A 14,724-nucleotide genomic window follows, 5' to 3' on the forward strand; every position below is an offset into this window, starting at 1 on the left:
GCGCACATGAGCGGCGCGCCTGTCGATGTGGTGGTGGTCGGTGCCGGCGCCATTGGGCTGGCGACTGCGCTGGCGTTGGTCGAAGCGGGCCGGCAGGTGCACGTGCTCGACGCCGGTGCGGTGGGTGCGGCGACGTCGTACGGCAACTGCGGCACCATCACGCCGAGCCATGCGCCGCCGCTGGCAGCGCCGGGCATGATCGCGCAGGCGCTGAAGTGGATGCTGACGCCGGACGCGCCGCTATATATCCGGCCACGCCTGGACCCGGCGCTGTGGCGCTGGTTGCTGCGGTTTGCGCAGCGCTGCAATACGCGTCACTGGCAGGCCAGCGCGCAGGCGCGCGCGGCGTTGCTGGGCGATGCGCGGCAACGCTTCGACGACTGGGTCGCGCGCTATGCGCTGGACTGCGAATTTCGCAGCGATGGGCTGGACTACGTGTTTGCCGATGCGCGCCGCTTTGCGCACTATCGCCACGAGTGCAACCTGCTTGCGCAGTGGGGCATCCAGGCCGAGATGATCGAGGGCGCCGACTACATGCGCCAGGATCCGGCATTTCGCGCGGGCATTGCCGGTGCGATCCATTTCCCCGGCGATGCGCATCTGCGTCCGGAGCGTTACACCGCAGAACTGGCAAGAGTGCTGCGTGTGCGTGGTGCGGTGATCCAGGCGCAGTGCCGCGTCGATGCGGTGGTGCCGGACGCACGCGGCGCATGCGTGCACACCGCGCGTGGGCGAGTGCAGGCGCGCGAGGTGGTCATCGCAACCGGCCCATGGTCGCCGCAGCTGGCGGCGCAGCTGGGCCTGCGTCTGCCGGTGCAGGCCGGCAAGGGCTATTCGATCACCTACACCGCCCCGGCGCTGATGCCGCGTCGCCCGGTGGTGCTGAAGGACCGGTGGGTGTTCGTGGTGCCGTGGCGCGATCGTCTGCGTATCGGCAGCACGATGGAATTCTCCGGGCACGACACCCACCTCAACCCTACGCGCCTGGCGGCACTGGAGCGTGCAGCGGCCGATTATCTGCATGCGCCGGCCGGTCCGGCCGTGATCGAGCGCTGGTATGGATGGCGGCCGATGACCTGGGACGACCTGCCGGTGCTCGGCGCGCTGCCGGGCTGTCCTCACGTCTGGCTCGCAGCCGGACATGGCATGCTCGGCATCAGCATGAGCACTGCAAGCGGACAACTGATGGCCGACCTGATCACGGGCCGCGCACCTGCGCTGGACCCGCATCCCTACCGGGCGGAGCGCTTCGCATGAGTGCCCGGTACGACTACGACGTGGTGATCCTGGGAGGCGGTTCCGGCGGACTGGCCGCTGCGTTTCGCGCGGCTAAGTACGGCGCACGCGTGGCGATGATGGAGCCCAACGCGTTGGGCGGCACCTGCGTCAATCTCGGTTGCGTGCCGAAGAAGACGATGTGGCTGGCGGCCGATCTGGCCGGCAAGATCGAGCTGGCGAGTGCGTTGGGATTCGATGTGCCGCGCCCGACACTGGCCTGGCAGGAACTGGTCACCCACCGGCAGGGCTACATCGGCAACATCCACGCCAGTTATCGGCGCCGCCTCGACGAAGATGGCGTGGTCATGATTCCGCAGCGCGGCGTGTTGCAGGATCGCCATACCATCATGGGCAGCGACGGCGTGCCGGTGACCGCCGAGCACATCGTGATCGCCACCGGTGCGCATCCGCTGCGGCCGGACATCGAAGGTGCCGAGCACGGTGAGGTGTCCGACGATTTCTTCAATCTCTGTCATGCGCCCGCGCAGGTGGCGATCGTCGGCGGCGGCTATATCGCGGTGGAGATCGCCGGCCTGCTGCAGGCGCTGGGCAGCCGGGTGCATCTATTCGTGCAGGGCGAGCGGTTGCTGGAGCGCTTCGATGCCGAGCTGACCCTGCAATTGGCCGACAACCTGCGGCATCTGGGCGTGCGCCTGCATTTCGGTTTTTCCACCACCGGCCTGGAACGCGATGCAGAGGGCAGGCTACGCGTGCATGGCCATCCTGCGCACCCCAGCGAGCAGGGCAACGACGTCTTCGACAAGGTGTTTTTCGCCGCCGGCCGACGCGCCAACACGGCGGGGCTGGGTCTGGAAGAGGTCGGGGTGCGCCTGGGCGCCAAAGGCGAAGTGGTGGTGGACGAAGGCCAGACCACCAGCGTGCCGAACATCCATGCCATCGGCGATGTCGGCGGCAAGGTCGGACTGACGCCGGTGGCCATCGCGGCGGGACGCAAGTTGATGGATCGCCTGTTCGGCAAGCAGCCGGATGCGCGCATGGACTACGAAGGCGTGCCGAGCGTGGTGTTCTCGCATCCGCCGCTCGGGCAGGTCGGGCTGACCGAGGAGCAGGCGCGCGCGCGGCATGGCAGCGCGGTGCGCGTCTACCGCAGCAACTTCCGCCCGATGTTGCACGCGCTGGCCGACGCGCCGCAGCGCAGCCTGTTCAAGCTGGTCTGCGTGGGCGAACAGGAGCGCGTGGTCGGCGTGCATCTGCTGGGCGAGAGCGCCGACGAAATGCTGCAGGGCTTTGCGGTGGCAGTGAAGATGGGTGCGACCAAGCGCGACTTCGACGAGACCGTGGCGATCCATCCCACCTCGTCGGAAGAGATCGTGTTGATGCATTGATGCATTGATGCATTGGTGCGGCAGTTGTGGCGGGACCAACGAGGGCATCAGTCCCTGGCCCGATGCAGGGAATGATGTCGGTCCCTGCGTTGCACAACTTGCGGTAGCCCCGCGCGACACCGCATGCCACTTCTGCACCCGACGCAGGTGCGCTTGACGCAGGCCAGGGCGATGCAAGCAGACGGATCAAAGCCCCTCTCCCCTCGGGAGAGGGGTTGGGGTGAGGGTCCGGTAAAGTCGATGCATCACTCACCTGCCGATCTGCCGTCTACAGCCGGCGATGCCTCACCGGCATTGCATGGAAGTTGACCGCGCTGCTTGGTCTGCCGTGCCTGGTTCCGCGCGTCACCTCACTCCAACCTCCGCTCCGCGCTGTCAGCCCAAGCGCTTCAAGACACGCGCGCCGACAGCACGCTAAGCCTGCCTCCCCGTTCGGACGGAAGAGGGATCTCGATCCCGTAGCTGGCATCCTTGCGCGATGTCCAAGCCCCGCAACCCAACGACGCGTCGATCCGCCAACCCATCTGCGCGTGCCGCCTCCAACGCCGAGCCGCCCTCCAGCGAACAGGCGCGATTACGCATTCTCGCGGCGATTCGTGCAATTCCTTCCGGCCAGGTTGCCGGTTACGGCGACGTCGCGTTGCGCGCCGGCCTGCCCGGGCGGGCGCGGCTGGTGGCGCGCGTGCTCAGCGGCAATGACGATCCGCAGCTGCCCTGGCACCGGGTGTTGCGCAGCGATGGCCGGATCGCGTTGCCGGAAGGCTCGTCCGGCTACCGTGAGCAATGCCGGCGGCTGCGTGCCGAAGGCGTGGTGGTCGCGCAGGGCCGGGTGCGCCGTGCCAGTGTCGCGCAGCGCCTGGATGCCGCCGTGTGGGGACCTTCATAAGCCTGCCGTTATGATGGTCGGCATTCCGAAGGATGCCGTCATGCCCCAACTGCCGCCCGTCACCAAAGCGTTGTTGATCGCCAATATTGGCTTGTTCCTGCTGCAGTGGGCACTGGGCGACCTGGGCGCCGGCGTGCTGCCCTCCGATGCGGCGCTGTCCTCGTTGATGCTGTGGCCGATCTCCAACGGCTTCGATGCGTTATCGCCCGGCGCCAGCTTCATGCCGTGGCAGCTGCTGACCTATGCGTTCCTGCACGGCGGCTTCAACCATCTGTTCTTCAACATGCTGGCGCTTTTCATGTTCGGCGCGGCGCTGGAGCAGACCTGGGGCCAGAAGCGTTTTCTGACCTATTACCTGGTGTGCGTGGCCGGTGCCGGCGTGTGCCAGTTGCTGATGGCCTGGTTCACCCAGAGCGGGGCGCCGGTGGTGGGCGCGTCGGGTGGTGTGTTCGGCCTGTTGCTGGCCTACGGCATGCTGTTTCCCAATCAGCGGGTGATGCTGCTGTTCCCGCCGATCCCGATGAAGGCACGCACCTTCGTGATCGTGTTCGGCGCGATCGAGCTGTTCCTGGGTGCGACGGGCTGGCAGCCGGGCGTGGCCCACTTTGCGCATCTGGGCGGCATGCTGTTCGGCTGGCTGATGATCCGTTACTGGCGCGGGCAGTCGCCGTTTGGCGGCAGTGGTGGCAGGAAGGGCGGTGGCAAGGGGCGTAAGCCGCCATTGCGCGTGGTGCGCTGAAACAGTCGCGGCATCGCAGATCGACGCTGACCCGTAGGAGCGGCCCCGGCCGCGATGGCCTTACCGATGAAGCCCCATCGCGGCCGGGGCCGCTCCTACCAGGTGTGCGTTGTCACAGATGAAAACTCAGGCACAAAAAAGCGCGCTGCGCGTGGTGCATTGAACCAGTTGCGGCATCGCAGATCCACGCTGACCCGTAGGAGCGGCCCTGGCCGCGATGGCCTTACCGATAAAGCCCCATCGCGGCCGGGGCTGCTCCTACCAGGTGTGCGTTGTCACAGATGAAAACTCAGGCACAAAAAAAGAGCGCGGAGTCCGCGCTCTTTTTTTTGTTGCCTGCCGCTGGGTGTCGATTGCCAGCGACTTCCCGGCGCTCGAATCAGCGCCAGATCTTCAACTGCTCGGCGTCCACGCGCTGCATCGGCTGGCCGGCCTTGCAGCTGAACGCCGCACCGAACTCCGGCAGGTTGGACAGCGGGCCGTTGGTGCGCCACTGGCCCGGCGCCCGGATGTCGGCGCTGGCGCGCTGCACCGCTTCGTTAGGCGACAGCTGCTGGGCCCACAAGCCGGCCCAGGCGGTGAAGAAGGCCTGCTTGTCGGCCTCGGTGGCTGCCGGCTGCGCCTTGCTGAAGGCCTGCCAGGCCAGTTCGACGCCGGCCAGATCGGCCAGGTTTTCTTCGGCGGTCTGCGCGCCGTTGACCTTGACGTTGGGCACGCCCGGGTACGGGTAGGCAGCAAACTGGCTAGCCACCTTGCCGCTCAGCAGGGTCCAGCTGGTCTTCTCGGCCGGCGTCCACCAGCTGCGCAACTCGCCCCTGGCGTCCACCAGCGAGCCCTTGGCGTCGATGGCGCGGGTGATTTCGTGGGCGACCAGCGCGCCATAAGCGCCGTACTGCGCAGCCGGCGTGCCGCCGGCGGCGAGCACCGGCGGCTGCAGCACGGCGGCGGTGACGATCAGGCGGTTCTGCGCAATGTCGTAGGCCACCGCCGGCTGCTGCGGCAGCACGTCCCAGCGACGGTCGGCGTTGCCCTTGCCGATGCGCTTCATCTCCTCGCGGTGACGCCAGGTCGAGGCGATCAGCATGTTGCCGCCGAAGCTGCCGCGGCCCATCGGCTGCACGGTGTAATCCAGATCGCGACGCGGCGCGCCGACCTCGATCTTCATCGCCGCCAGCTTGGCCTTGGCTTCGGCGATCACCTCGCCGTTGCCCCAGCCGGTGCGCTCCAGCGCGGCCAGCTGCGCGTCGCGCACCTGGTCGGCGATGGCTTCGGCCTGCCGGCGCATGTCGCTGCTCAGATAACGCGCCACGTATTCGCGGCCGAGCATCGGGCCGGCGGCGACGTTGATCGCGTCCAGCACCTGCTGCCAGCGCTGCGGCGGCAGCGCATCGCCACGCAGCAGACGGCCGCGGAACTGGTATTCGGCATCGTGGAAGCTCTTGGACAGGTACGGTGCCATGGCATCGCCCACGCGCCAGCGCAGATAGGCCTTCCACTGGTCCGGCTTGATGCTGACGATCATGCTGTCGAGCTGCTTGAACATGGCCGGGTCGGCCATCGACACCAGGTCGTCCTTGACGCCCTGCGCTTCCAGGAAGTCGGCCAGGCGCAGATTCTTGTACTGCTTGGTCAGCTCCTTGGTGGCGATCGGCGCGTAGTTGTTGAACGGGTTGTTGATGCCCTGCACCGACTGCGCGCTGCGCGCCAGCGCGGTCTCGATCTGCAGCACGGAGGCGGCATCGGCGTCGAGCTTGTCGGCCGGCGTGCCGGTCAGCGCCAGGATCTGCTTGACGTAGGCGCGGTAGCGGCCCATCAGCGCCTGGGTGTCGGCGTCGGTGCGGGTGTAGAAGGCCGGGTCGGGCAGGCCCATGCCGCCCTGCATGAAATACCCGATATGGCGATCGAGTGCCTTCAGGTCCACGTCCGGGCCGAAATTGAAGCCGACCGGGATGCCGACCTGATGCAATGCGGCGATCGAAGCGGGCACATCCTTGGCCTTCTTGATCGCGTCGATGCGCGACAGCAAGGGAGCGATGGGGTTGGAGCCGTCCTTCTCGACGGAGGCTTCGTCCAGGCCGCTGGCCCAGAAGTCGCCGAGCAGTTTCTGCACGTTGCCCTGCGGGGCCTTCATCGAGGCGTCGAGCAATTCGCGCTGCTGCTGCAGCGCGCGCTCGGACAACTGGCCCAGCGCGGTCACGGCGCCGGCCTGCGGTACCGGGTTGGCCTTGAGCCAGCCGGCGTTGGCATAGTCGTAGAAATCGGTGCAGGCCGCCGAGACGGCCGGAGCCTTGGGCGTTGCGGCCTTCTTCTTGCGAGCGGCGTCGGCGTCGGGGGCGGACAGCAGCGTGATCAGGCTGAAGCCAAGAGCGAGGGCAAGCGGACGAATGGTGGGCATCGAGAAGAAGGGTGGCCAGAGTAAAGTCGGCGGAGTTTAGCAAGGCTGCGTGCTGCGCAGGCATGCGCCCGCTGCGGTTCGTCTCCGGTACCGGCCGCCTTGCATGAACGCGACAGGCCCGCAAGCACGGGCCTGTGCATGTTGCGATCGAGCTGAAAGCGCTTGCAGCCGCCGACCAGATCACCACGCGGTCTTTTTCGGCACGCACCATCGGATCACCTGCCTTGCATGCGAAGGCCTGTGCGAAGGACGGCATGTTCGAGGGTGCGGCTGACTGCGGTGACGATGGCGGCGATGCATGTGGCCGGCCGTGATTCAGCCCCCGGACGCAACAGAAAAGCCGAAGGAAAAAAAAACGGGCGACGATCTTTCGATCGTCGCCCGCCAGGGTGACCGCGCTTGCGCGATTACCAGATCACGACCTGCTTGTCGCCCTGACGCACCATCGCATCGCCGGCCTTGCACGAGAACGCGGCGGCGAAGGCCGGCATGTTCGACGGCGCACCGATGGCGCGGAAGTTGGCCGGCGCGTGCGGATCGGTCTTCAGGCGCACCACCAGTTCTTCCGGAGTGAAGTTGCGGCGCCACACCGTGGCCCAGTTGAGGAAGAAGCGCTGGTCGCGGGTGATGCCGTCGGTCTTGGGGTCGTCCTTGCCGGCGGTGGCGGTCTTCATCGCGTCGTAGGCGGTGTTGAGGCCGCCCAGGTCGGCGATGTTTTCGCTCAGGGTCAGGTCGCCCTTGACCTTGTCGCCGGCCGGGGTGCGATAGCCGTCGAACTGCGCCACCAGCTTGCCGGTGCGCGCCTTGAACGCGTCCAGATCCTTCTGCGTCCACCAACCCGGATCGGCGATGAAGTTGCCATCGGCACCGAAGCGGCTGCCCTGGTCGTCGTAGCCATGGGTCATCTCATGCCCGATCACCGCACCGATGCCGCCGTAGTTCATTTCCTCCGGCGCATTCGGGTCGAAGAATGGCGGCTGCAGGATGGCGGCCGGGAATACGATCTCGTTCTGCAACGGGTTGTAGTAGGCGTTGACGGTCTGCGGGCTCATGCCCCATTCGGTCTTGTCCACCGGCTTGCCGATCTTGGACAGGTTCCACTTGTAGTTGTACTCGGACGCGGCCATCACGTTGCCCAGGTAGCTGTCGCGGCTGGTGTTCAAGCCGTTCCACTCGCGCCACTTTTCCGGGTAGCCGATCTTGGGCGTGAAGCTTTCCCATTTGGCGATCGCCTTGGTCTTGGTCTCCGGGCTCATCCAGTCCAGCTTTTCGATGCGGGCCTTGAGCGCGGTGCGCAGATTGCTCACCAGGGTTTCCATCTTGGCCTTGGAGTCGGCCGGGAAGGCGACCTTGACGTACATCTGACCCAGCGCTTCGCCGGTCTGGCCATTGATGGTCGCCAGCACACGCTTCCAGCGCGGCTTGATCTGCTTCTGCCCGCGCAGGGTCTGGTTGTAGAACGCGAAGTTCTCATCGACGAACGGCTGGCTGAGGAACGGCGAGGCGCCATCGACGGTGTGGAAGCGCAGGTAGGCGCGCCAGATCGCCGGATCGGTGTCGGCAATCATCGTGCTCACTTCCTGGTGGAAGGCCGGGATCGCCAGCGAGAACATCTCCGGCGTGGTCACGCCCTGCGACTTGAAGAACTCGGTCCACGACCAGTTGGGGGTCAGCCTGTCGGCATCGGCCGGGGAGATCGGGTTGTAGGCCAGCGAGGCATCGCGCGACATCTGGGTGCTGGTCTTGGAGACCTTGGCCAGACGGGTCTCGAACGCGACCACCTGCTTGGCCTGCGCGGCCGCATCGGCCGCAGCCACGCCGGACAGTTCCAGCACCTTGGCTACGTGCGCCTGGTAGGCCTCCAGCTTGGCCTTGTTGGCGGCGCTGGTGTAGTACTCCGGATCCGGCAGGCCCAGGCCGCCCTGCATGGCATAGGCGATGTTCTGGCTGGATTTCTTGAAGTCGGCCTCGGCACCGAAGCTGAAGAGCTCGTTGTTGCCCTTGGCGGCGCTGCTGCGCAGATAGTCGACCAGCTTGGCCTGGTCGTTGATGGCGTCGATCGCGGCCAGTTCCGGCTTCAGCGGCTCGATGCCCTGGGCGTTGATCTTGGCCTCGTCCATGCCGGTGGACCACAGGTCGCCGACGATCTTTTCCACGCCGGTGGCGCTGGTGTCGGCCGCGGCCTGTTCGACCAGTTGCTGCTGGATCGCATTGGAGCGCTCGTCGAGCATCTCTAACGCGCCCCAGCTGGTGCGATCGCCCGGCACCGGGTTGGCGGCCAGGAACTTGGCATTGGCGTAGGCATTCAAATCCGTGCAGGCGTTGCCGTTGGTGTCCAGGTCGGCGGCGGTGAACGGGTTCACGGCCGGCAGCTTGCTATGGTCCAGGGTCAGCGCCTTGGGAGCCGCCGGGGTGGTTGCGGCGGTATCGGCCGCGGGCGCGGCCGGCGCGGCGTCTTCGGATTTCTTGCAACCGCTCAGCGCGGCGGCCACGGCCAGGGACAGGGTCAGCAAATGAGGTGTACGAATCACAAAGGGCTCCAGGAGCAGATGTGGGAAGCCCCGTCGCCGGGGCTGTGGCCGGCACTCTACGCCTGCCCAGCCGGATGGCATGGTGTCGAAGGTCATGGGTGCGGCGCGTGCAGGCGGGCCGGTTGCCCGGATCGGCCGCCGTCCTGCGCCGGGAGCCGGGCCCAGCGGCAGCCCGGTGCTTGCGCGCGCCATGCGCCGGGGCGTTAGGCCATGCTCGCCTGGCCTGGCCAGGCCTGGCCTGGCAGGCTGCGTCGATGAGCGAGCACGGTCGAGCGGGCCAGGAGCACTCGAATGCTGCGGCTGTGCAAGCAGTGCTATATACGAGCGCATGCCTACCGCCTCCGAACCGTTGGATGCCCTGATCATCGGCGCCGGCCACAATGGCCTGGTCTGCGCCGCCTACCTGGCCAAAGCCGGCAAACGGGTGCTGGTGCTGGAGGCGCGCGATGTCGTCGGTGGCGCAGTGGTCACCGAAGAATTCCATCCGGGGTTTCGCAACTCGGTGGCGGCGTACACGGTGTCGTTGCTGCAACCCAAGGTCATCGCCGATCTTGCCCTGGAGCGACATGGCCTGCGCGTGGTGGCGCGCCGCATCAACAACTTTCTGCCATTGCCGACGGGCGAGTACCTGCTGGCCGGGGCAGGGCGCACCGCCGTGGAAGTCGGCAAGTTCTCCGCGCGCGATGCCGCTGCACTGCCCGCCTATGAAGCGCGCCTGGAGCAACTGGCCGATGTCTTGCGTGCGCTGGCCTTGCAGCCACCGCCGGATGTCAGCGATGGTGGATGGCTGCGCGCGCTGCCGCAGCTGTGGCGCGCGGGCAAGCTGGGGCTGCAGCTACAGGAATTACCGCTCGCGTTGCGGCAGGAGCTGCTGGACCTGTTCACGATTTCGGCCGCCGAGTATCTGGATCGCTGGTTCGAAAGCGCACCGATCAAGGCGCTGTTCGGCTTCGATGGCATCGTCGGCAATTACGCCAGCCCCTACACGCCGGGCACGGCCTATGTGTTGTTGCACCATGTGTTCGGACAGAGCAACGGGGTCAAAGGCGCCTGGGGGCACGCCATCGGCGGCATGGGCGCGATTACCCAGGCGATGGCCGCGAGTGCGCGCGAGTCTGGCGCGACCATTCGCACCGGCTGCGCGGTGGAGCGCGTACTGGTGGAGCAGGGACGTGCGGTTGGCGTTGTCACTGCCGAGGGCGAGACGATTCGCGCCCGTGCCGTGGTGGCCAACATCAATCCGAAGTTGCTGTATCAACGCCTGATGCAGCCGGACGACGTACCTGCGGCAACGCGCGAACGGATCGCGCATTACCGCTGCGGATCGGGCACTTTCCGCATGAATGTCGCGCTCTCGCACCTGCCGGATTTCACCGCCTTGCCCGGCAGTGGCGATCATCTGACCGCCGGCATCATCCTGGCGCCGAGCCTGGACTACATGGATCGCGCCTGGCAGGACGCGCGCACCTGGGGCTGGTCGCGCGAGCCGGTGGTCGAGTTGCTGATTCCCAGCACGCTGGACGACACGCTGGCACCGCCCGGTCAACACGTGGCCAGCCTGTTCTGCCAGCACGTGGCACCGCAGCTGCCGGATGGCCGGCATTGGGACGATCATCGCGAGGAAGTGGCCGAGTTGATGATCGCGACGGTCGAGCGCTACGCACCCGGATTCGCGGCCTCGGTGCTGGGCCGGCAGATCCTCAGCCCGCTCGATCTGGAACGCATCTTCGGGCTGATCGGCGGCGACATCTTCCACGGCGCCCTCAGCCTCAACCAACTCTTCAGCGCACGCCCGATGCTGGGGCAGGGCGCCTATCGCGGCGCGATTCCCGGGCTGTATCTATGCGGGTCCGGCACGCATCCCGGTGGCGGGGTGACCGGGGCGCCTGGGCATAATGCGGCGCGGGTGATCTTGGGTGGCTGATGCTGCCAGCGATGGCAGCCCAAAAAAAGGCCCCGGAAGACCGGGGCCAGAGGCAGTACGTCTGGAGGGTGAAGGTGAGTGAACCCACCTTCGCCTTTGCACGCGATCAAACAATCAGAAATCGTAGGACGCTGTCAGACGCATGTAGCGCGGCTGGTTGTAGCTCCAGGCTTCGGTGCCAAGCCCATACGTGTTGGACACGGTTCGGCGAGTGACTTCATTAGTGCTGGAGACGCGATTGACCGAACGGTCATTCAGTACATTGAATACATTCAGCGAAAACGCCAACTTGTGATCGGCGAAGCCTGGACGATACGTGACGCCTAGATCGAGATTTTTGATCCATGGAGTCTCGCCAGCGCCGCCCGCAGAGACAGGTTGACCATAGCAGTAGTGATACGACGAACCATAACCGACCGGATCGTAATTCACCGCTGCAGCGTCAGGGCCGGCGTAATAACCCAGGCACGACTTCGGCGTGCCCGACATCACCCTGAGCGTGGCAGATGCCAGCCATTCTGGAGTGAATTGGTAGGCGCCGAACGCCTTCAACTGATGGCGACGATCGTTGGCCAGATTGCCACCGGCGTAGTACATCAGCTGGGCTGCGTCCCAATCCTGGGTTTTGGAAATGTCTGCTTGCCCAAGATCCGACTTCACCTGCCCTTCGGTGTTGCCGTACAGGTGCGACCAGGTGTAGTCGACACGGCCATACCACTTTTCATCGAAGGGATGCTCGATGAATAGATCCACGGCAACGTAGTTGCGCTTGGCCTTGTCGGTGAAGCCCCAATCGGACTGCGACATCCGCAGCTGGGTGTAGCCAGAGCCATCGGTGTTGGCAAGGTTGTAGGTATTGGTTTCGCCAGGGTTGAACATTACGCAACCAGGAATGGTCACGCTACTCGGGTCGCCGCCAGCTGCTTCCAACGTATCGGACATGCGTCCTGGATCGCAGACATCGTCGATCGCGGTCTGCAATTTACGGTAGGTGACTTTGGCGCCTGAATTCCACTTCTCGCCAAGCGTCTTTTCGAAGCCGATCAGGAATTCGTCTTGATACTGCGACTTCAGATCGCCTGGTGCGAACGAGTTCGGATCCGGGGCTTGACCATATTCACCATTGGAGGAAACCGGGCCGGGGCCGAGTGCAGCCAGTCCGGTCGGTTCGCCATTGGCGTCGATCCCGGTGTAAGTAAAATATTCGTTCGTGAACGTCGAGGCCGATGCCCCGCGAATGGCGACCTGATTGGGCAGCGCCAGATAGTAGCGACCGACATTGGCGAACACCTTGAAGGAAGAGTCGCCAAAGACATCCCAGCTCACCCCGACGCGCGGAGCCCACTGGTCACCACTATCCACGTAAGCCACATGATCGCTGTTGTAGTTGGTGAACTTGTCGTTGCGGATACCCAGCGTGAGGAGCCAGTGATCGTTGACCTGCCACCGATCTTCCAAGTAATAGGCCTTCTGCTCGACGGCCATGCTGGTGACTGTGGTGAGGATACGGCGGTTCACGAAGTAGCCATTACCTCCGGAGGGGCCAACGCCCAGAGCACCATTGATGGGTTCGCTGGGATCGTCCTGCCTGCCGTAGATCCAGCGATACCCTGGACCACTGGTAAATACGCCTTCGTCGTAAGCATTGAAGTACATATTATCCACGCCGGCGGTCAAATCATGATCGCCCAGACGATAGTTCAGCTCCAGGCGCAGATTGCGGCTCTTATTGATCGGGTCTGCTGCCTTGACGGTCGTGGTGGCCTGCCCGTTGGTGATTCGCCGACCTCCGGTGATTGCGGGGTCCTGTAGAGCCGAACTGGCGATGTTGGGCAATACCGATGCACCGGGGTTGAACTGTTGGTTGTGCTGAGTATCGCGTCCCCACGTTGCATTGAGGGTCAGGTCGTCTGTGATGTAACTGGTGAACTTGACGATATCGACACTATCTTTGAGCTTGTACGTATCCGTGAACAAGCCTGAAGGGCCCTGATCCGTAAGTGTTGCATAGTCATAGTTGTTGTATACGCCAGAACGTCGGTCGTTATTTTCAATGCGCGTATATTCTAAAATATTGCTGTCATTGATATTCCAGTCCAGTTTTCCGTAGAACTTCGGCGAACTGTTCTCATAATGGTTGCGTCCCTGGTCGCTGGCGGCCGTCGCAATATTGGTGGTTGCTCCGTCGACCTTGTCCGTCTCGCCGGCCACGAACAGGAACAGGCGATCCTCAATCAGCGGGCCACCCGCGTACGCGCTGTAAACGGTTCTGTTCTGCACGTCGCCCTTGCCGCGGCGATAGATCGTGCCGGGCAGTTCGTCATCTTCATAACCATAATTCGCCGGTAGTTCGCTATTCGGATACCAAGCATCGCCGCGTGAGCTCGCCAGCGATTTCGGTTCCCATACCGCCTGCGCTCCGAAATGCCACTCGTTGGTGCCGCGCTTGCCCACCTGGCTGATGACGCCGCCGGTCGAGCGGCCGTATTTTGCGCTGTAACCGCCTGTATAGGTTTCCTGCTGGTCGATGGCGCCGTAAGGCAGGCTGAGCCCGCCGAGGTTGTTGAAAGGGTTGGTGACGTTGACGCCGTTGATGTAATAAGCGTTTTCCGTCACACCCGCGCCGCCAAAGGAGATGGTGGAGCGCGAGCCGTTATTGAAAGCACCGCTTCCGGAGATGGCACCCGGAGCCAACAACGCAATCGCTTCGGCGCTGCGTCCCAGCGGCAGTGTGGCCAGCTGCTCGGAGGTGATTACCGAGCGGGAGCTGGTCGAGCTCACATCGATCTTGGGTGCGTTGGCTGCGGTCACCGTGATCGCGCCTAGCGTGGTCGTATCGGCGTTGCCTGCGGCGCTGGCGCCAGCGAACGACACCTCGGTGCCGGATCCTACGCGCAACTGCACGTTCTTGCGGGTGTCCACGACCTGATCGCCGCGCTTCAGGGTGACGGTGTAGGCGCCAACCGGCAACGAGCCGAGGTTGTAGCGGCCATTGGCGTCGACGGTGATGGTGCGGCTGAGGCCGGTGTCGCTCTGCACGACAATCGTGCTGCCGGCTTCGGACGGGGCGCTGCCGTAAATGCTGCCGGTGGTGCTCTGCGCGTAGACCGCGCCGTTGGTTAGGCATGCACCGAGCACGACGGCTAGGGCGGTGCGTTTGAGGACTTGGCGACGAAACTGCTTGCTCATTGCTGACCTTTCAACTGGATTTCGGATTAGGGCGGTCATCGAGGAGTCAGATGGCCTTAACTCGAACGTAATGAATGTCTGCTTGGAAGTGCAAGCATTTGAAACGTTTTGTTAATGAAATAACGGATATCCGCGTCGGAAGTGAGGAACTCGGCACAAAAGTGAGGATGGCCGCACATCGAAACAAACAACCTCGACAATGCGAGTGGTTTATTTAGTTACATTCGATACAGATTGTTGTCGGTGATTCATCGAGCTCGACTATCTCATCGGTCATTGCGCCTGAATGGAGCGAGCCAGCCGCCAGCTTCGCATCACAAGCGCATCGGCAAGCGAGCCCACGCTTGCCAGCCGCGTGATCATCCAGCGCTGCAGGCATCATTGAGGCAAGGCCGGCTGTCTAAACACCCAGCACAGTGCAAGCCGACTGACGCCG

8 protein-coding genes are annotated in these 14,724 nt (G+C 64.5%); 5 read left to right on the forward strand and 3 right to left on the reverse strand.

From position 1 onward, the window contains the following. The first annotated feature begins 6 nt into the window (after positions 1–6). The 4 genes from XarbCFBP7408_RS06835 to XarbCFBP7408_RS06850 all read left to right on the forward strand — a co-directional run bounded on the left by XarbCFBP7408_RS06835 (position 7) and on the right by XarbCFBP7408_RS06850 (position 4,249). Complete coding sequence (locus XarbCFBP7408_RS06835; RefSeq protein ID WP_104562312.1) at positions 7–1,257, forward strand: NAD(P)/FAD-dependent oxidoreductase; 1,251 nt, start codon at positions 7–9, stop codon at positions 1,255–1,257. Continuing rightward, the gene (gorA, locus tag XarbCFBP7408_RS06840) at positions 1,254–2,624 is read left to right on the forward strand and encodes a glutathione-disulfide reductase (RefSeq protein ID WP_104562313.1); all 1,371 of its coding nucleotides are present in this window, start codon (positions 1,254–1,256) and stop codon (positions 2,622–2,624) included. Before XarbCFBP7408_RS06835 ends, gorA begins: the two co-directional genes overlap by 4 nt. Before the next feature lie 478 nt (positions 2,625–3,102). Further along, positions 3,103–3,510, forward strand: a complete 408-nt coding sequence (locus XarbCFBP7408_RS06845; protein ID WP_104562314.1) for an MGMT family protein — start codon at positions 3,103–3,105, stop codon at positions 3,508–3,510. A 40-nt stretch (positions 3,511–3,550) separates the two neighbouring features. After that, the gene (locus XarbCFBP7408_RS06850) at positions 3,551–4,249 is read left to right on the forward strand and encodes a rhomboid family intramembrane serine protease (protein WP_104562376.1); all 699 of its coding nucleotides are present in this window, start codon (positions 3,551–3,553) and stop codon (positions 4,247–4,249) included. Between the two features lie 379 nt (positions 4,250–4,628). Here the strand turns inward: XarbCFBP7408_RS06850 and XarbCFBP7408_RS06855 are convergent, their stop codons facing one another. Further along, on the reverse strand, positions 4,629–6,644 hold the full coding sequence (locus XarbCFBP7408_RS06855) for a M13 family metallopeptidase (protein ID WP_104562315.1): 2,016 nt from the start codon (positions 6,642–6,644) through the stop codon (positions 4,629–4,631). Between the two features lie 407 nt (positions 6,645–7,051). Then, positions 7,052–9,154, reverse strand: coding sequence for a M13 family metallopeptidase (locus XarbCFBP7408_RS06860; protein WP_181106620.1), 2,103 nt, complete (start codon positions 9,152–9,154; stop codon positions 7,052–7,054). A 349-nt stretch (positions 9,155–9,503) separates the two neighbouring features. On the opposite strand from XarbCFBP7408_RS06860, the gene XarbCFBP7408_RS06865 reads away from it, so the two are divergent. Further along, positions 9,504–11,099: a phytoene desaturase family protein gene (locus tag XarbCFBP7408_RS06865; protein WP_104562316.1), complete on the forward strand. Its 1,596-nt coding sequence runs from the start codon at positions 9,504–9,506 to the stop codon at positions 11,097–11,099. 114 nt (positions 11,100–11,213) lie between these two features. On the opposite strand, the gene XarbCFBP7408_RS06870 is transcribed toward XarbCFBP7408_RS06865, so the two are convergent. Beyond that, positions 11,214–14,288: a TonB-dependent receptor gene (locus XarbCFBP7408_RS06870; protein ID WP_104562317.1), complete on the reverse strand. Its 3,075-nt coding sequence runs from the start codon at positions 14,286–14,288 to the stop codon at positions 11,214–11,216. Between the last annotated feature and the right edge of the window lie 436 nt (positions 14,289–14,724).

The sequence above is a fragment of the Xanthomonas arboricola pv. guizotiae genome, assembly GCF_002940205.1.
Classification (GTDB): Bacteria; Pseudomonadota; Gammaproteobacteria; order Xanthomonadales; family Xanthomonadaceae; genus Xanthomonas; species Xanthomonas arboricola_C.